The organism is Pseudomonas sp. 3296, from assembly GCF_031456615.1.
Taxonomy (GTDB): domain Bacteria; phylum Pseudomonadota; class Gammaproteobacteria; order Pseudomonadales; family Pseudomonadaceae; genus Aquipseudomonas; species Aquipseudomonas mucoides.
In genome coordinates this window covers 453,620-472,385 of sequence record NZ_JAVDUY010000002.1, presented here as the reverse complement: position 1 = coordinate 472,385, position 18,766 = coordinate 453,620, and the positions used below count along the sequence as shown (strand labels likewise).

At 55.7% G+C, this 18,766-nt stretch carries 14 protein-coding genes and 2 pseudogenes; 6 read left to right on the top strand and 10 right to left on the bottom strand.

The genetic code is table 11. The features are described 5' to 3' along the window. Genes J2X66_RS06645 through J2X66_RS06635 form a run of 3 tightly spaced genes read right to left on the bottom strand, consistent with a single transcriptional unit; the run spans position 1 to position 7,178 of the window. A complete protein-coding gene (locus J2X66_RS06645) occupies positions 1-2,715 on the bottom strand; it encodes a virulence factor SrfC family protein (protein ID WP_310262406.1) in 2,715 nt (904 codons plus the stop codon). After that, positions 2,712-5,777, bottom strand: coding sequence for a virulence factor SrfB (locus tag J2X66_RS06640; RefSeq protein WP_310262403.1), 3,066 nt, complete (start codon positions 5,775-5,777; stop codon positions 2,712-2,714). The genes J2X66_RS06645 and J2X66_RS06640 overlap by 4 nt, the downstream gene beginning before the upstream one ends. 6 nt (positions 5,778-5,783) lie before the next feature. Further along, on the bottom strand, positions 5,784-7,178 hold the full coding sequence (locus J2X66_RS06635; protein ID WP_310262400.1) for an SrfA family protein: 1,395 nt from the start codon (positions 7,176-7,178) through the stop codon (positions 5,784-5,786). A 267-nt stretch (positions 7,179-7,445) separates the two neighbouring features. Here J2X66_RS06635 and J2X66_RS06630 point away from each other — a divergent pair, with 267 nt between their 5' ends. Continuing rightward, positions 7,446-8,660: an aldose 1-epimerase family protein gene (locus tag J2X66_RS06630; protein ID WP_310262398.1), complete on the top strand. Its 1,215-nt coding sequence runs from the start codon at positions 7,446-7,448 to the stop codon at positions 8,658-8,660. Between the two features lie 6 nt (positions 8,661-8,666). Here J2X66_RS06630 and J2X66_RS06625 read toward each other — a convergent pair. Further along, positions 8,667-9,257: pseudogene (locus J2X66_RS06625) on the bottom strand (ATP-binding protein); the annotation flags it as partial. Between the two features lie 301 nt (positions 9,258-9,558). Between J2X66_RS06625 and J2X66_RS06620 the strand changes: the two are divergent. Next, a complete protein-coding gene (locus J2X66_RS06620; protein WP_310262394.1) occupies positions 9,559-9,924 on the top strand; it encodes a histone-like nucleoid-structuring protein, MvaT/MvaU family in 366 nt (121 codons plus the stop codon). A gap of 37 nt (positions 9,925-9,961) precedes the next feature. On the opposite strand, the pseudogene J2X66_RS06615 reads toward J2X66_RS06620, so the two are convergent. Continuing rightward, a pseudogene (locus J2X66_RS06615) lies at positions 9,962-10,429 on the bottom strand (transposase); the annotation flags it as partial. A 230-nt stretch (positions 10,430-10,659) separates the two neighbouring features. On the opposite strand from J2X66_RS06615, the gene J2X66_RS06610 reads away from it, so the two are divergent. Continuing rightward, complete coding sequence (locus tag J2X66_RS06610) at positions 10,660-11,442, top strand: leucine-rich repeat domain-containing protein (RefSeq protein ID WP_310262392.1); 783 nt, start codon at positions 10,660-10,662, stop codon at positions 11,440-11,442. 209 nt (positions 11,443-11,651) lie between these two features. Here the strand turns inward: J2X66_RS06610 and J2X66_RS06605 are convergent, their stop codons facing one another. Together J2X66_RS06605 and J2X66_RS06600 are read right to left on the bottom strand one after the other, a co-directional pair. Beyond that, positions 11,652-12,179, bottom strand: a complete 528-nt coding sequence (locus J2X66_RS06605) for a hypothetical protein (RefSeq protein ID WP_310262389.1) — start codon at positions 12,177-12,179, stop codon at positions 11,652-11,654. Between the two features lie 95 nt (positions 12,180-12,274). After that, positions 12,275-12,703, bottom strand: coding sequence for a hypothetical protein (locus J2X66_RS06600; protein WP_310262387.1), 429 nt, complete (start codon positions 12,701-12,703; stop codon positions 12,275-12,277). A 459-nt stretch (positions 12,704-13,162) separates the two neighbouring features. Between J2X66_RS06600 and J2X66_RS06595 the strand changes: the two genes are divergently transcribed. Beyond that, entirely contained in the window at positions 13,163-14,422 is a 1,260-nt protein-coding gene (locus J2X66_RS06595) for an IS110 family transposase (RefSeq protein WP_310262382.1), read from the top strand. Positions 14,423-14,534: 112 nt separating this feature from the next. Beyond that, a complete protein-coding gene (locus tag J2X66_RS06590) occupies positions 14,535-14,852 on the top strand; it encodes a hypothetical protein (protein ID WP_310262380.1) in 318 nt (105 codons plus the stop codon). A gap of 137 nt (positions 14,853-14,989) precedes the next feature. Here J2X66_RS06590 and J2X66_RS06585 read toward each other — a convergent pair whose 3' ends face one another. Further along, positions 14,990-15,358, bottom strand: coding sequence for a hypothetical protein (locus tag J2X66_RS06585; protein ID WP_310262376.1), 369 nt, complete (start codon positions 15,356-15,358; stop codon positions 14,990-14,992). A 333-nt stretch (positions 15,359-15,691) separates the two neighbouring features. Beyond that, positions 15,692-16,507 carry a diaminopimelate epimerase gene (gene dapF / locus J2X66_RS06580; protein WP_310262373.1) on the bottom strand — a complete coding sequence of 272 codons (816 nt, stop codon included), beginning with the start codon at positions 16,505-16,507 and terminating at the stop codon, positions 15,692-15,694. Positions 16,508-16,805: 298 nt separating this feature from the next. On the opposite strand from dapF, the gene J2X66_RS06575 reads away from it, so the two are divergent. Then, on the top strand, positions 16,806-17,111 hold the full coding sequence (locus tag J2X66_RS06575; RefSeq protein ID WP_310262370.1) for an NIPSNAP family protein: 306 nt from the start codon (positions 16,806-16,808) through the stop codon (positions 17,109-17,111). Between the two features lie 470 nt (positions 17,112-17,581). Here J2X66_RS06575 and J2X66_RS06570 read toward each other — a convergent pair whose 3' ends face one another. Continuing rightward, on the bottom strand, positions 17,582-18,205 hold the full coding sequence (locus J2X66_RS06570; protein ID WP_310262368.1) for a hypothetical protein: 624 nt from the start codon (positions 18,203-18,205) through the stop codon (positions 17,582-17,584). Between the last annotated feature and the right edge of the window lie 561 nt (positions 18,206-18,766).

The window sequence follows — 18,766 nt, the reverse complement described above, 5'->3', positions numbered from 1 at the left end:
TTATCTCGCTGCGAAGGCTTTAAGCACTTGGCCCAGCCGTTCGTTCTGTTCAGGGGTGATTTCACGTCCGGCACCATGGCCGGCATTGTCCTGCGTGATATAGGCCAGGCCCGAGAGCCAGTCGCCGAGGTAGCGCTGCGCCTGGTTCGCCGGTTGTGCTGGCAGCACGGGCACCTGTCCCGGGCCAACGTCGGTGTAAAACGAGAACAGCGGCGCCTTGGCACCGGCGCGGCTGTTCGGACGCTCGCTCACAGGCTTGTGCAGGTAGCCGAACCAGGATACGAAATCGCGCAGCACACGTTGCACTTCGAATACCTGACGCTCGACCAGTTGATCGCGCCGCGCGCCACTTTGTGCACGCTTGAGGACGGCGCGGCTCAGTTGCCCCGGCAAGTCCTGGCGATAGCCGGCGGTGATCAGTTCGTCGACCACTGCTTCGAGCAAGGCCTTTTCCAGACCAAGCAGATTGAGCAGGCTTTGGCGGGTGGTCAGTTCGCGCAGGTGCGCGATCCAGGCCTTGAACGCCGCCTTGGCGAATCGGTGCTCGTTGCTTTGCAGCTCGGGCGCGGAGGTGCCGTTTTTGCTGCTGCTCACCGGCGCGTCTGGGGGGGTGTCGTCACCGAAATCGAAATCGAAACCGGCGTCGTTGCCGTACAGGCTCTGGCTCGGCGTCGGGGCGACCGGTTCATCGTTCGCTGCCGGCTCATCATCGGTTTCGTACACGCCGCTGAGGTACAGGTCGCGCACCTCTTCGCTCGGCATGTCGAGTTGATCGATCAGCTCGCCGAGCACTGCCGGGCGACGGCCCAGGCCGGTCAAAATCATCTGTGCCTTGGCTTTTTTTGCGGCGGCGGCGCCGTCACCGTCGGCGTGGTACCAAGTGTTCAGCCCGTGAACAGTCAGGCTTTCAATGCATTCGTTGAGTTGTTCACGGATGCGTTGCAGTTTGAACTCAGTGTTGGCGACATCTGTGAAGCTGCGGCTGAAGTACCCGATGCCACCATCGTCGATACGTAGCATTTCCTGCCAGGCGACACTCGGCTCTTTAATGTGCTTACAGACCAGGCTGTTGCTCGCAAAGCTCTTGCCCATGCTGTCGATCCGCTCTTGATAGTCGGGGTTTATGCCGATTTCAGATGCGTTTTTGTCCTGTTGGATGAACGCGGTAGTCAAGCGTGGTTTACGCACCATGAAGGTGTTCTGGAAGGGCGCACCGTCCCAGTCAGCCATCCACGGCAAGCTTCCGAAGCGTTCAAGCATCGTCAGCTTGATCATGCCGCTCCAACCTTCGTCGTACTGGTCGGGAGACTGATCCAGAGCGCCGTTGATGCGCAAGTCGAGCATGGTCAGAGCCCAGATCAAGCCGGGGGCACGCTTGCGGCGTTCTTCGGCATTATTTCCCTGAGTCTTTTCGATCCAGCGCGACAAGACCGGGCCAACATCGTTGACGTCGCTCTGTTTATTGGAGCCGGTACAGACGACAAGGGCGTTCATTTCCTGGCAGTCGGTGTAACGCTCGAACAGATAGGCGACCTTGCCGCGCAGGATCAACTGCGAAACGGAGTTGTCTTTGGTGCTGGATGCCGGGTCGTTGGAGTCGGCGATACTCAGCAGGCTCTTGCGTCCGCGATAACCAGGGAAATCCAGCAGGTCGACCTGATTGACGATGGCATCAGCAGGGTCTTCGATCAGCCCGAAGGTCATTTCCGCTGTCAGCGCTGCCAGCTGAGCGACCGTGATGGCCTGGCCATTTTGCAGGTGCCCGTCAATCACTGGGCGAACGTCTATGTGACCATCTGCCGGGGTGCCGAAGCGCTCGAGGATATCGACGTTCATGATGTTATCGAGCTGGATGGCGGTGTCGTCTTCAAACCGCACCAAGGCATGCAGCGGGGCAAATACTTTCTCGGGCAGACCTAATGTGTGCAAGGCGGCAGCCAAATGCTGATAGGCCCGAGTCAGCTCGTATTGCTCACCCCATAAAATGGAAAACAGCTCGGCGCGTTCTTGAGCATCAAGGCGTGGCGCCAGTTGCAATACCTTGGGCCAGTAACTGTGTTCAAGTTTCTTCACCGAGTTAGGGGCTGTCTCGCGCACGTAGTCCCACAACGATACGATGTCGTCGGCGTTGACCCCTTTGCGCACCGGCCCACTTTCGCGTCCTTCAAAGGGCTTGAGTACGCGCTGTATGCGCTCTTCGTCTATCTGGTATTCCATGCGCTCAAGATCGAAGTCTTTGAACCAGGAATTGGTAAAGATTTTCGCCAGCTCGATTTCTTTGAACAAGGTGAGCTCGACCGGGAAGTTCGCGTCCGGGCTTGGAGTGGCGCGGCGACTGAAACGCGTCACCAGCCCCGTGGCTTCCTTACCGTTACCCACCGGGTTGACGTGTTTGATGAAGTCCAGGCGCTGGCCGCCGAAATCGGTTTCCAGCTTGCCGTTCTGACCGGCGGCAAGGGCCGAAATCAGGTAGGACTTGCCGGCCTGGGACAAGCCGAAAAAGCCGATGGTCATCGGCGTGCAGGCCACGCGGCCGAGGCTGTGAGCCAGATTGCGGGCGCGGTGCAGGCGGATGTTCAGGTTGTCGGCTTCGCTGTCCAGGCGCGGCGCGTTGCCGCGCGTCTGGCCAATCCAGTCCAGCGCCTGACCGGCGCCTTCATAAACAGCGGCCCAACTGGCAGAGAGCTGAGTTTGATCGGGGGTCAGGTCATTCATTTGCGTTTCACACTTCCACTGTCGAGCCAGTACTTGGTCTCGCTCAGGCCGGCGTCGAGCATGGTATTGAGTTCCAGCTCGAGGTCGCTGCGCGGGTTGAAGTTGACGTTGTTACAGTTGGATTCGATGTTGCGAACCGAGAGGCGGTCGCTGACCAGATCCTGCTTGCGGGTGTACTTGTCCGCCGGCTTGACCTCGAACCGCACCTTGAGCAGCGGCGCGCTGCCGTTTTCACCGATCGCCCGGGAAAACTTCTCCCGACCGGCCTTGGTGAACCGCAAGGTGTACAGCGGCGAGGCGGCCCAGCGGTCAGCGGCCAGTTGGCGGAAACCGAGGCGTAGATCGCCGCGCATTTCCAGTTGGGGCGTGTCGGCGGCTTCGCCCACGCCAATTTCCGGCAGCTTGATTTTGTAGTCTTCGGACTGGATGTCGCGGTACAGCACGTCAGCATCCTTGATCACGTTGTTGAGGTCGATGACGCCGATATTCTTGACCGTCGAATACGGCTTGAGCGCCGACGCACGGAAGTAGAAGTTCGGCACGCTATGGTTGGCGCACAACAGGCAGAGCATCGCGCCGACCGAGGCGGTACTTTTCGGGTCGTCGATCCGGCCGTTCTTGTGGAACGGATACCAGCCGCCGGTGCGGTAGTTTTGCAGCGCCAGAATGCGCCCCGGTGGCAGCGGCAGCACCTTGCGAATGAACGCCTGGATGCCGGGCAGGCGCGAAGGGCGGCCGGTCAGCAGCAGGACGTCGCACGGGTAATACGCGACCACTTCACACAGCGCACCGAGAATCTTGGTGATGTTGATCTGGTCGTTGAGGAACGCGGCGTGGAGCTTTTGCAGGTCGAAGCTGATCGGCGCGGCATACAGGTCGAAACCGCTCTGACTGCCGACATCGCGGCGCACGGCGGCGTTGACGTAGTCGAGCACGGTCTGGCTGATCGCGTTGTCACCGAGCAATTGGCGATAGCTTTGCGGGGTGACTTCTTCCGGAATTTGCGGGTCGTAGTGCTCGTATGCCTTGAGCAACGCCAGGCCCAGCGGGACGAACACCTGCAGGTTCAATTGCTGGCGCAGGATCATGTCCTGGGCGCTGACCGACTCGTCGCCACACAAACGCGACATCAGTGAATCCGGGGCTTTCACGCCGGCGTTCTGCAAGGCTTTTTCGAAGCTTGGCAGGATGAAGTCCTGAATCACGTCCAGCAGGATGTCATCGCCGGCGACTTTGAAGCCATCGCGAAAACGCTGTTCGGGCACGATGTGCACGTTGCTGCCGCTGCCGGTGTTGCCGGCGCGGTCGAGGCGGTAGTCGGTGATCACCAGGTCGGTGGTGCCGCCGCCGATGTCGATGGTCGCCAGGGTGATGCGTTCACGGTCGGTCTTGTCCGGCCGGGCGATGGTGTCGAAAAACTCTTCCGGGTGACCGGCGAAATTCTCGTTGACCTCGGTGTACAGGTACACCAACTGTCCGCAGGAGGCCTCGTCCCATTCCACGCGAATGCTCGGGATCGGCGTGCGCGGGCTGACAGCCTGATCCAGATGCGGGTCTTCCTCGCCGGCATGCCAGCCGAGGCTCTTCCACACCAGGCCGATGGCTTGCAGCATGCGTTCGTTGAGGATGCTGCGCTCGGCCTGCGGCATGCCCGGCGGCACGGTCAGGGTGATGCTGTTGAGTTGGCGCGGCACGCGGGTGTGACCCTGGCGCGAGCGCTGGGCCGGGCTGTTGATTTGCGACAGCGCCTGGGCCAGCACTTCGGCGAGCATGAAGGTCATCAGCGAGCTGCGCGAATAACGCGGCATGAACACGGGCAGACGATCATCTTCTTCAAGGCTGTACAGCGCCTCGCCGGTTTCGTTGATCAGGTGCGAGAACGGCGCGGCCGTGGCGTACGGTTCGCTGTCGGTCTTGATGTACGAACAGTTGAAACGCCAGCCATGGCCGTAGGCGTTTTCGTCCCACAGGTAGCGTTTCGGGCTGGACAGGCCGGTGGAGCCTTCGGTGCCGCGACGACGGCTGGCCAGACGGCTGGCCTCATTGCCGACCCGGGCAATCGTCGCCCACTGGAACGCATCGTGCCGGCCGCTCTTGACCGAGCAGTGATCCTTGCCGAAATACGCCTGGGCGAATTCCACGCGGCTTTCGAACGGCAGGTTGTAGGTGTGTTCCGGGGTGATCAGGTCACGCAGTTCCAGAACGTAGTTCTGCTTCAGCCCGGAGCCGGCCTGACCGTGGTTTTCGATCAGGATGCCGCAGGTGCGCGAGTTGCCGACGTCCAGCACCAGGTCCACCGGAATCGGCTTGACCAGGCCATTGCTGTCGTTGGCGACCACTTTCAGCTCGGGGATTTCAACTTTCGCACGGGCCGTCGATTGCTGGGCGGCGGACGGTGCGCCCAACAGGCTGAGCAAATTGAGGTAATGCGCCAGGTGATAGTTGGCACGGATATCGGTGTCCAGCTCGGCGCGCGAACGGTGGGCATTGCCCTCGTTGAACACTTCCAGCAGCCACTCGTTGACCCACGGCTGCGCGAGAAACCAGCGGGTTTCGCTGGCCTTGGTCGCCAGTTTGAAGGACACGCCGGAGCTGATGTCTTCTTCGTTTGGCGCCAGGTAAGCGGTGCCGTCACGCTTGGGCATGACGCGGCTGTCGAACGCCATCGTCAGACGGTGGGTGTTGCCGTCAATGTCGGGTGTCGCCAGTTTCACCAGGCGCATGCGCGACCAGTTGGTCGGGCCTTCGTCGAAACGATGCGGCGGCATAAAGCGGAAAAACGGGGTCGGCAGCCAGACACCGTCGAGCAATTCGAGGCTGCTTTTCATGTCGACGCTGAACGCAGGCTTGGCCTTCTCGATCTTTTCCGGTTCGGGCTCGTAGAAAAAGAAGTCTTTCTCTTCGTTGTACGACAGTCGGCAGATCAGCCCGCTGATCATCGGCGCGAATTCGCCCGCCGGTTCCTTGCGAGGATCCAGGCGCAGGGCGAAATCCATGAATTGGATGCCGGTGTCGCTGACCAGCGTGACGGTGTCTTCGAATTGGGTGACTTCAGGCAACATGTCGGGTTATTCCGTTTTTTCGGCCGCGTGCCGCATGGACATGGGGAATTGTTCTTTTCCGTAACCGCCGGTGCAGTCCGCGACCGTGGTCGCCCCTTTGCGGCAGCTGACCTTGGGCATGTCGTAAGTGCTGCCATCGGCGCACACGGCCTGACCCTGGCTGTCGATGGCCAGGCTGCCTCCCTTCATGGTAGCGCTCACTGGCCCACTGCACTTGGTGCCGTCGGCCTGATGTACGGTGACTTCGCCCTTGCCGTCCTTGAGCTGGTACTCCAGACGCAGCGGTTTGCCGGTCCGGCGATCCTGAATACCCGCCCCGGCACGGTACTGACCGTCGAGGAACTTGGCGGCACCGTCAGCGGCGTCTGGCGGAATGCTCAGGGGAGGGCCGGGTTTTGCGGCAGCGGCGGGTTTTTCGCCCTCGGGGGATGTGATATCCGGCGGCGCGGTTTTGTTTTCGGGTGGTGTAGTTGGCGATTCGGCGGCCGGGTCTGCTGCCGGGTCTTTGGCGGGGTCTTGGGTCACGCCGGCGGGCGCTGTGTCGGCCTCGCTACCTTCGACCGCTGGCGCTTCTACTCCATGAGTACCGGTCATGGCGGTGCCAGTTCCTGTGGTGGAGCCCACGACAGTGCCATTCACCGGAACGCCATTCAGCGTCGTGACATTGCCAGTCACTTGCGGCTCTTCCAGTTGTTTTTCCACCGGCACGATGCCCTCAGGCAACAGATCTACGGCCACCGACGGAATCGGCACGCAACCGCGCAGGCCGAGCAGCAACCACAAAAGCAGCAGCAGGAGCGGCAGCAGCAACAGCCACCACCAGCGACGCCACCATGGACGAGCAACCACCGGTACGACGGGCGCAACAACAGGCGCGGGTTCGACCTCAGGTGGAAGCGTGAACGCGGGCGGAACCTGATAGAGGCAGTGCAGGGGATCGCGAGTGCCGTTACCGGCATGCTCGAAACCCCAAAAGGTCAGCACCGGCTTGCCTTGCACCAGGTAGACGAAATTCTCGTCCGGGAAATGAATGACGCGCTTGAGCAGCTTGCCGAACACGGCTTTGTCGCCTTGCTGCGGTTCGCCGGAATCAGTCACCAGGAAACGCTGGCTCAATTCCTCGAGCGCGATTTTCAGCGCTTCAAGTTGGCGGCGGGCGGGGGCGCGTTCTTCTTCGGTCGCACTGCTCCACGGGATCACATCACCGTCGAGGCCGCTGTACCAGTCGATCTGGTTACCGAGCTCATCGCTTTGAGGGATGGCCAGATGATCGACCAACTCAGGATTTTTGCGGCGAATGGCTTCGCGCAATTGCAAGGCAGCCCGGTAGACCGGCTGACCTGTTTCACCCAGGGCAATGAATGACCCGCTCTTACCGCTGCGTAATAATGCCCCGCGCATTCAAACTCCCTATGTTCCGTTGCGCAAAAATGACAGACAAAAGCGTCTGCGCTTGCTCCTGCAATTAGCTGGCGACCTTAATGTCATAATGATGTCGCCGTCAATTAGCGGAGGTCCAAAACCGTATGAGACTAGCGTAAGTGTGCAGAGGTTGCATGAGGTCAATTTGAATTGACGTGGGAAGGTTGGGTGGTGTGCTTTTTTAAGCTTGCTGAAACGTTTCATCAGCGCTATAAAAAATGCACAACTCCAAGAAAGGCTTTCCCCATGACCCCGCTCAAATTCGCTGTCGCCCTCGCCGCGCTCACCGCTGCCTCTCATGCCCTGGCCTGGGATTACGTGCTGCTCGACAGCGACAAGGCTCCCCAGAATTGGCAGATCACCAGCCAACAACTCGGACTGAAAACCGACCGACCTTTTTCCGTGACCCTTCGCACCTTGCACGGCGGTCGGCAAGAGGGCGTCAGCATCGTCGACATCGATAACGGCACGATGAAGCTTTCGGTGGTACCGACCCGCGGGATGAACGTCTTGCAGGCGTCGGTCGGCGATGTGCGCATGGGCTGGGATTCGCCGGTCAAGGACGTTGTCAATCCGTCCTTCATCGAACTCAACGGCCGAGGCGGACTGGGCTGGCTCGAAGGCTTTAACGAACTGGTCGCCCGCTGTGGTTACGAATGGGTCGGCCATCCCGGCATGGACAACGGCGAACTGCTGACCCTGCATGGCCGCGCCGCCAACATCCCGGCCAGCAAAGTCACCCTGCACATCGATGAGAAACCGCCTTACGCCATCAGCCTGCGCGGCGAGCTCAAAGAGCAGGCGTTCAAGAAAGTCGACTTCTCCGTCGCCACCGAGCTGGTCACTGAACCTGGCAGCGTCGCGTTCGCCCTCAACGACACACTGACCAACAACGGCGACTATCCGAAGGAATACCAGGCGCTGTACCACAGCAACTTCAGCACGCCGTTCCTGGAACAGGGCGCGCGATTTGTGGCGCCGGTAAAACAGGTGTCGCCTTTCAACGACAAGGCCAAAGGGGATTTGCCGGATTGGCAGACTTACCGTGCGCCGACCAAGGACTACGACGAGACGGTTTACAACGTCGTGCCTTACGGCGACGCCAAGGGCGAAACGCTGACCGTGCTGCATAACAAGGCCGGGAGCCTTGGGGTGTCGGTTGGGTTTAATACTCAGCAGTTGCCAGTGTTTTCGTTGTGGAAGAACACCGATACGCAAGGGCAGGGGTATGTCACCGGGTTGGAGCCTGGGACGAGCTTTTCCTACAACCGCCGGTATCAGCGGCCACTGGGTCTGGTGCCGATGATTGGGGTTAAAGAGCAGAAGCAGTTTCAGATTCATTACAGCCTGTTGGCAGATAAAGGGGCTGTGGATAAGGCGCTGAAGCAGGTGAGCGAGATTCAGGGTGGGCGGGAGACTGAGGTAAGGCAGGTGCCGTTGGTTGATCTGACCAAGGAATGACTTTCGTCAGTATGTGCTTGGCCGATACTGCAATGCCTCCGCCAGATGTTCGCGGGTGATGCCATCGACCTGTTCAAGGTCTGCCAAAGTGCGTGCGACTTTGAGCAGTCGATGGGCTGACCTGAGCGACAAGGTCAAACGCTCGCAAGCAGTTTCCAGCCACGCCTCGTCGGTTGTGGATAACTTGCAGTGTCGACGCAGTCCTGGCAAATCAAGGAATGCGTTGGCACAGCCTTGGCGTTTGTTTTGAAGCTCCCGGGCGTCGGCGACCAGTACCGCAGCAGTGGCGGTGTCATCACCGGGTTTGAGCGCAGGATTCAGAGCCGTGGCTTCTCGGGCGACAGTCAGGTGCAGGTCGATCCGATCCAGCAGAGGCCCCGACAATTTGTTGCGATAACGCTGGACCATGTCCGGTGTGCAACTGCATTTGCCGCTGGGTTCGCCAAGATATCCACAGGGACACGGGTTCATCGCGGCCACCAGTTGAAAGCGCGCCGGAAACCTCACGCGATCCTTGGCGCGGGAAATCACGATGTGCCCGGACTCCAGCGGCTCCCTTAAAACCTCCAACACCTTGCGATCAAATTCCGGAATTTTGCTTTTTACGTCATCACGTTCAGATTTCTTGTCAAGAAGAAATCCTGAACGGCTAGCTCTCGAACTCTTGACGACTGACTTGAGCGTATCCGGAGCGAGTGCTTCCTGTGGATACGCGTCATGTCGCTCGCATCATTTCGTTAGCCAATCAGATGGATGATGACCTGAGTACGCCGCTTGGCGGAAGACGAATAAATCAGGGTCCTGAATCTGGACTTGCATGCACTGGGCCCCAAGACGCTAGATTCAAGTTTGTCGTTTTTGGTGTATTGTTAGGTGACTATCTACATAGAGAATTAACATGTCAAAACTCGCAGAATTCCGTCAGCTCGAAAAGCACTTGGCTGAACAGCTCCAAGCTCTCGAAGCCCTGAAAGGTGATGTGGGCTTAAAGAAAGAAATCGAGTTCGAGACGAAACTGCGTGCTCTGCTTGCCGAGTACGGCTACAGCCTACTGAACGTGATCAACCTGTTAGATCCGCAAGCGAGCCATCGCGCTCCTGACGTCGATTCCAAAGCTGGCACGCGTAAGCCACGCCAAGTGAAGGTTTACAAGAATCCTTACACCGGCGAAGTCGTCGAAACCAAAGGCGGCAATCACAAAACATTGAAGGAATGGAAAGCAGAACACGGCTCCACGACTGTTGAGTCTTGGCTGACGAAGTGATTTTGGTTTGAATACGAAAGGGCCTTTTTTTGGTTCTTCACGGATTACCGGGAAAGACGCTCTTGATCTTCATGAAAAAGAATTCGCTATCCCGGTAACCGTACGCCATCCGTTTGATGACCTTTATTCGATTGTTTATACCTTCCAACTGCCCTGTGTGCATCGGCCAGCGAACCCGACTGACGATGCCTCGCCAGTAAGCCTTTAGCCGCTTGGCGAACTGGATCAGTGCCGGTATTTCGCTTTCATGAGCATGGCGCAGCCATTGCTTCCAGGCCGATCGCCAAGCCCAGGCAGCACTCGGTGTCCAGAGTGTTTTGAGTTCAGCCTTCATCAAATAGACCGTCATAAGCGATTGGTTGGCCGCCAACAAATCCTGCAAGTGGACATGCTGCTCCGGCGTTTTCAGGTTCTGCGGATTGCGCAGCAACAGCCATCGCGCTTGCTTGATGACCTTTCGAGCCGGCCTGTCATGACACAGCCGATTGGCTTCATCGACGCGAAGCGGAGCAACTAGAGAGGCTTGTTGCTGACGGTTTCCGTGAGGCGAGGGAATATTCGACTGACTCATGCCTGCTTAACGTGCATGGAATCCTGAGTCTAAGCCTCGATTGGGTTGTTTTGCCGCAAGCTAAATGAGAGAGCCATTTTTTTGCTGACCCATCAAAATTTGGCAGAGCGTGTCTCAATACATGCTATTCAAGCTAGGAAGGGGCCAATCCCAATGGATAATTTATGCGCGGCGCTTTGGCACGGGATTTTTTTCAGGAAGAATTGCTTGAAATGATATTTTTACTAGATAGACCCTTTTCAGAACAGCAGTTGAGTGGGATTGCTGAACTTGATCTTCGGAATATTGATTCGAAGGTCTGGCCCGTCCTGCTAGCCAACAGTTCGTCTAGAAAACTCCGTCTATATCACCTAACCCTTCCGTCCCTTGAGGGGATTGAAGCCCTCGTCGATGCCCGTGAATTAGAGCTGGAATGGGCAACCAAAATTGAAACAGTGGAGCCGCTGTTTCAACTGGGAAACCTGCAACGGCTATCAATTTTTGACTTTCCGAAGCTACGAGAACTCAATGGCATTGAGAGTTTGCAGAACCTGACTGAATTGAATTTGTCCGGAAGCAGAGGTGCGCTTTCCTCGCCATTGCGGCTGGTATCGATCAAACCGATCTCTCACTTGCCCAACCTCACCAGTTTTTCGTTGACCAATGCCAAGATTGAGGACGACGACATCACTGTGCTAGCTCTCTGTAGCAGTCTTCGATACCTCAAGCTATCAAATCAATTTGAACGCTCCCAGGTAGCATTTCTTGCGAGCAGGCTAAACAGCCAGCTGGCGGAGCCGTTGACGGCTTATGTTGATCTCCGACTGAGCTGTAAGAAATGTAATGGTCAAATGTCGATGTTCATAGGCCGCAGGATGCCCACGTTATGCCGTTACTGCGAGAGTACAAAATTTGAAAAGCTCACGAACGATTTCGCTCAGTTGGTGCTCACGGAAGCACGGCACTGAATGTAAGCAGGTTGGTATCGGGAGCCCAACCCGCTCCGGACTTCCCTGAAAATCGACTTTTTCAACAGAATCGGCCGACTTCTACCTGTCGCGAAGGGCAGATAGCGACCCAAAATGGTCTGTCGCTGATTCGAAAAGGTGCCGAGTCACGAACGTTTGATATGAGCGGCAGGCCGTGCTTGCCAAGACACTTCGGCTTAATGCAAAGGTTAGGTCCCGACTTCTCGAAGCCGCTGCAATAAGTTTTCTTCTGGTTTGACCTCAATCGTTTCACCCACTGACGTGTGAATCAACGCCCGCAATGTTCGGAGGTTCCTCTGCGAGAGATCTTGGACGAAGCCAGTAGCGAACTCTTTGGGCCAAGACGGTTGAGCAAGAAATGAAACCATGAAGGTTGCTTGCTCGCCATGCACGAGCTGCTTTGGATACTGCGCCGTATACTGCCCGTAGAGACGCTGCATACTATGGCGGGCATTCTTTCCCTTTCCAACGCGCCACCCGATCGAGTTTATAGTAACCGACCGATCACCAAGATTGACTATGGTAAAACCGACGTGTTCTTCAGCAGGCGTGCCATCGCCTGCGAATACGAGCCGAACGCCCACTGCGGTGAGTACGCGGATTCGTTCGGCTCGACGCGCAAGATGCAGTGATAAGATGACTGCGCCAACCGTGGCCGCCCCGGCTACCCATGTGCCGATGGTGTTCCAGAGTTGGAAATGTTGATCAAGGGTCATAGATTCCCCTATTTGCTTCTATAAGAAACTTGTCACTGATACTGGCCGCTGGCTCTGATATGCTGGAAAGCCCGACTTTCGCGGCCTGCCTCTACTCAGAATGCAGTGGGAGAAAGATCCATGCTCATGCTTGTGTCGATCGATATCCGATACTTTTTTGTGTCGCCCGCCCCCATCATCAAGGAACGCTCTTTCAGCCCGCCACCACACATGGTTGTGGAGTTCGCGCCAATGATCCTCTCACCAATAGGTAGATAGAATTTAGCGGTTTCGCCTGAGCCTATCTCCGCCGATTTTTCCCCGTCGATGTACAGGATGGTGTTGCACGCTGAGCCTGTGAAGCCACTATCACGAGTGACTATCAATGTCCCATATTGGCCGGTGGGTTTGCTCTGAAATGCTGTAAGCCTGCTTGCTGGAGCGGGGGCCGCCTGGTCAGATGGAATGGGCGAGGTTGAACAACCCGCCAGAAGTATCGAAGAGATCGCCAGCAATCCGATTAAACGCATAGTCTCGTTATCCATTCACGACTCAGAAGAGCGTGGAAATTACCACGCTCCTTTGTGAATTTTAAATCCTTGGGCGGCCGTTGCGTAATTGCATCTCACTTGACCACCTAATTGCATTGCCACTGACCAGCCATTTGCATTCGATCTGACCAACCGTTTGCACCCGATTTGACCAGTACGCTTCGTGACCATGATCGGCAAAGAACGACCCATTATAGATAGTCCGTCTCACCTTCATCGATAATGGTAACGGTTGGCAGGTAGCTGTCAGCGAGGGTGGAACATGCACCTGTAGACTACGAATAAAACGACCCAAACGCATGACGTTTGCAGCTTTAGTTCCGAGTCTACAGGTGCGCTTGCGCTCGATAACGAATACTCAGGGTTCGCCGTCGCACCGGCTCACTATATTGCCTTCGCTGAACGCAAGCATGCATGTCCCTAGCAGCTATTTTATCGCTTGCGGAGGTTCACGTGACAGCGTCCTTGAGTCAGCAATTCACAGCCTATGTCGGCATTGATTGGGCAGATACCAAACATGATATTTGCCTACAGGCTGGGGATGACAATCATCGTCAGTTCGACTGTATTCCGCACCAGGTTGATCGCATTGACGAGTGGGCCAAGGCATTGCACCTGCGCTTCGGTGGCCCTATCGCTGTAGCTCTGGAGTTGGCCAAAGGGCCTATTGTGTCGGCTCTCCTTAAGTATGACTTTTTCGTGCTGTTCCCGATCAATCCCTCGACGCTTGCCAAATATCGCGTGGCGTTCAAGCCGAGTCGCGCCAAGGATGATCCCACCGATGCGGAGTTAGCACTCGATCTACTGCTTCGCCATCCTGAACGGTTCACCGCGCTCAGGCCGCAGAGTGTGGCAATGCGTTCGCTGCTTAGCCTGATCGAACAGCGTCGGGATCTGGTCAACGACAAGACGCGTTTTACCAACCGTTTATGCAACACCCTCAAGCAGTATTACCCGCAGGCACTGGACTGGTTTGAGCAGCGAGACACTCAGTTGTTTTGCGATTTTCTCACTCGCTGGCCGACACTCTTGTCAGCCAAACGGGCGCGTAAAACCACGCTTGAGGCGTTCTTTTATGCCCATAACGGGCGTCGCGCCACATTGATCGAGGCGCGTTTGGCATCGATCCGTGCGGCATCTGCGCTCACCGAAGATGCCGGCATTATCGAGCCTTGCCGCTTGCACGTCCTCGCGTTGGTGGAGCAGCTGCGCACCGTCCTCACGGTGATCGATCGCTTCGATAAGGAAATCGAGCGGGTCGCTTCTGCACTACCGGATTACACATTGTTTAGGAATTTGCCGGGCGCAGGCCAGCATCTGGCGCCACGCTTACTCGCAGCCTTCGGAGAGCAACGTGAGCGTTTCCATGGCGCGGACGAGCTGCAAAAGTACTCCGGCATTGCCCCGGTGACGGAACGGAGTGGTAAGAAGAGCTGGGTGCATTGGCGCTGGCAATGTCCAACGTTCCTTCGTCAGACCTTCGTGGAATGGGCGGGTCAGACCATCAATAAATCCTTTTGGGCTGGAGCTTTCTACCGGCAGCAACGCGCCAAAGGGAGCACCTACCAGGCTGCTGTACGCGCACTCGCGTTTAAGTGGATTCGGATTCTGTATCGGTGCTGGCAGACCAGGACGCTCTACGATGAAACCACCTATTTGAATGCCTTGAGGAAGCGTGGTTCACCGCTGCTGAAGAACCTCGATTTAGGTTGACTGACTTCCTCAGGGCGTGATGCTGCCTGTCGTAACAGTTGCCGGCCTAGCGTGGATATCTTTGCCAGCGCTATTGTGCGCACTGTACCCACAAAAAAATGGAGCCCCAATGATGAGGGCAGAACGCTATCGAGTTCGCTTAATGTTCGAATGGGGCGGCGGTTGCCTTTGGTGTGGTAACGATATTGCCCGGGATAAATTTTCTGTAGGGCCTATTGAAGAGAGGTTACCACTCAGTAACGAAGTCCAGGCAATGCTTAACGAGCTTTCACAGTGCCATGACACCTCGCTGAACTGGGACTATCCACCTGATCCCGGCCCTTGGAGTGCAGACGATTACGCAAGATTTGACGAGGCCGCCGCTAAATTACTGAAATCCATCCAACAGGAATTGGGTGAAGAATTCGAGGTGGTGTACGAAAAACTTTAGCTTATCGGTGTGAGCTTTCGACCTGATTCTGATAACGAAAGGATGCAGCTATAGATCGGTAGCCCACCTTTGCAACAGACCGCCACACCCAAAGCAGACATTTCAGCTTCTTGATCAGTAGGCAGCCCCCGCCAGTCCTAAAATCGAGACGGCGGTTCATTTCCAGCTTTGATCTGTGAAAAGACATGGTCTGGATCTGTCTGGCACCAATATCTGAACAGAAGGCGAGGTTCGGTATCCCCAAAATACTGACTCAGGAAGCTTTCGGCGGGGATTAGCAATTTAGTTTCTGGCCATTGCTGAGCTAAAACACCTATGTGTTTGCCAGACGAACAAATAATCCACGTCGCCTTGCCTCCACTGATGCCAGGCAGGTAACCCATACCTTGGATCGATTCGAACAAAGCGCGCAGTGTTACTGCTCGATCAAGCCTGATTGATGTCCTATGACTTTCCAGATCATCCCCTGCATGCACGCTATCACGATCAATTTCAATGACCAACATGAATGTTCCTTGTTAGCATTGTGTGGTTACTAGAATGCCAGCGTAGGGATGCCAGCAGCTATCTGTCTACAGTCCGCTTTTGGCCGTTTTCTGCCTGTCGCGACCGGCTGAAAACGACCGATTGTGTTGAAAAAGTCGACCCGGCCCAATGGGCAATGCATTGAGCGGTGAAAACGTAATTTTTGTACGCTGCTACGTAAAATCTGAGCCCTGATCCTTCTGCGCGTAGTGCGGATTTCAATCTCAGACGCGTTCTTTCCTGAGCCGAAAACCGCAGCCGACTTTTTCAACAGAATCGACCCATTGCAGCCCTTCATGCTGGCATGTCTAAAATCAAACTTTCAACACAGTATCCATGATTGTTCCGGAATAAATCGTCTCCACCGGCCCGGTGAGAAAGACCGGTCCCACGCCATCCCATTGAACCGTCACAGCTCCGCCGTCACATTCAACCTCAACGCAACTGTCTAACAAGCCACGACGAATTCCATTAACGGCGGCGCCACAAGAGCAGGAGCCTGAACCCAGCGGTATACCCCCGCCGCGCTCCCAAATACGCAACCGAATGCGCGCTCGGTCAATGATCCGGACGAAATGCACGTTCGTCCTTAGGGGAAACAAGGGGTTGGTTTCAATTGCTGGTCCAATCGTCGCTATTTCAACGGCTGTCAGGTCATCCACAAAGTAGGTGCAGTGCGGATTGCCCATGCTGCATGCTGTTGGTTCACCGGCAAGTGGCAACACTGAAGTATCCATTTCAAGAGCCAGAGGAATATCCGACCAGTTGAAAAGCGGCTTTCCCAAATTGACGGAAATAGCGCCGGTTGAAGTACGTTCGCAAGTCAGTAGGCCACGGTTGGTTCGCAGTGCGACCGAAGTCATATTGGATTCGCGCATCAGCATATCTGCCGCCCCACGCGTTGCGCTGCCGCAAGCGTCCAGCGGTGAGCCATCCGCATTCCAGAACACCAAACGCGCATCTGCATCATCGCAATCGAGCATCACAGCGAGTTGATTGAAGCCGATTCCTCGGTTGCGATCTCCCATTCTCCGAGCCAAATTGCTTGTGATTGAATTGGGTGAGTTTCGCGAGTCCACGATAACGAAATCATCGCCATTGGCGTGCATTTTATGAAAACTCAGCGGCATAAATAGACCTGGCGACTAGACATGATGAGTTGAGGTTTTGAAGCGATCTATCCCGACTCGCGTGACATTAGCAAGCTGTGTGGAAGCTAATGAGGCAAATAAGTCTGGCAGACTGGACAATTTTTTATTTGCTTCGTAAGCGGCTGCTAATGGCCGATAAAATCGGGCCACCAACATCCGTTACTGGCCGATTTCTGCCTGAGGTCAGGGGCCAGTAACCGACCCAAAACTGCCGTCGACGACTCAGCTTATGGCATGTGTAGAATAGCGGTTTTCCCATTTCCAAAGGAATGATCCAGTGATCACTTGCCACGTCAAGTATGTAATCGATCCATATCAGGTCCCGGCTTTCGAAAGCTATTCTCGCCATTGGATTCGTGTGGTGACCCGTATGGGAGGAAACCACCACGGCTACTTTCTACCAGCCGAAGGCGCCAACAACATCGCTTACTGCCTATTCAGTTTTTCCAGCCTGGCAGATTATGAGCAGTACCGTAGGGAAGCCGGAGTAGATCCTGAGTGCGTTCAATTGGTGACGCAGGCTACTGAGCAAAAACTCATCCTGAGCTACGAGCGCAGTTTCCTTCGCCCCATTCTTGATTGAACAGACGTGTTTGCGGCCGCGCCCGGGCGCGCCAAAGAGGCTGCTTTTGGCAGTTTTTTGCCGGTCAAGACCACCCAGTGTGCTGGTCAAATCCGATGCAAACGACTGGTCAAGTCGAATGCAAATGGGTGGTCAAATCCATGCAATTAAGCAGCCGTTCTGATTCAACCGCGCAAGATCAACAAGCTGACCGCTGAGCGGGCCCTTTTTGCGTCGGATGCTTACAAAGTGCTTACAAAGGTATCAGAAACAAAAAAGCCAATCGCAATGACTGGCCTAAATTGTTGATTTTATTGGTGGACCCACACGGACGTGGACCGTGGACCAAAGGATTATGAGCCCGAGTTAAAGTGCCGTAATCATTGGTTGTCGTCAGCAAAATCAATGGCTTCAGATCATGCCTGTGTATATGTGCAGGCATGAAATCTTCCTAGTTGGACGCGCTTTGGACGGATTAATGATCGGGTTGCTCATAACGGAACAGGTGGCGCGAACGCCACGGAGGCTTGAGCGCGCATCCTGTCAATTTCTTCGATTCTTTCCAATCTGGCCAGTAAATCTTCCTTTGGGTCGTAATACTTAGGCCGTTCGGGTGGTGGGATTTTGTATTTTTTACAGAGAGATTCGATTTGTCCGATTGCTCTTAACCCAAGCTTTGAAAGGTTTTCATCCCGGTACCGGTAATACTCTTCGTAGTCAGGTGGGGAGGACTGTTCCCCGACAGAATCCATGCCTTCTTTGATGGCGTTGAGTCGATTGGGCATCGACATGATGTCGTACATCTGTTGGGTCGGTAGTGCCCGATAGTCGCCGCCTTCAGGAAGCGCGAAATCAGGGTTTGGCACCATGCTATGGGTGTAGCCCTGTTCATCCGTGAAAAGTGGATCGTTTACCGCGTTGTAGCAGTCGGCTACCAGCTTATCTAGGACAAGTACCAGTCGAATGCCAAGGTGCTGTGCTTCGATTTTTTGCTTTTTCCACGAGAGCTGCGACTCCTTTAGCCATCCCAGACCGAATACGATCAAAGAACCGATTGTTGCGATGAAGCCGCCGACTGCAACCTTCCCTACGTCGGTCGCGAAAAAATCCCACATTTGATCTATCCCCATCCAAGGTTCAGGTGATTCAAAGCTGTGCAAAGTCCGAAATTCGAGGTGTGCCCCGGCCACCGTGACTCCTGGCTAGGTCGACTCTGCTTTTGGAAACCCACTCATTGCATGATTATCCACCCGTTACGAATTCGAAAACTGCGCAAATCTATCTTTTTTGGGGGTTGATCCCCGTATACAAAGGCTTTGAGCTCTGGGCTTCCTGATCCGGCTTGCCGCAAGCTCAGTGCAGGGTTTCTGCATTTCCTTTCAAACCTTTGCATTTCGTGCAATCGCAGACTTCCATACTACCCCCCCCGACAGCGCTGGGCGGGAAGTCAGCTTGCACCAAATCCGGGGTTGCAAAAAAAGGAGCATACAGCCCGTCGGCGGGAGGGGGGTAAGTGCGTTTCTTGCCTCGATTTTCTTGGCGCGGGGATTTTCGTGTGCGACACCAGCAGGCCGCCCTTGTCATTATATTGATTTGGATATAGAGTTAGATGGCTGGTGTGAAGACCAGTCGCGCAAATCCCACATTTTCGGAAGCGACGCACCCCAGCTATAAAA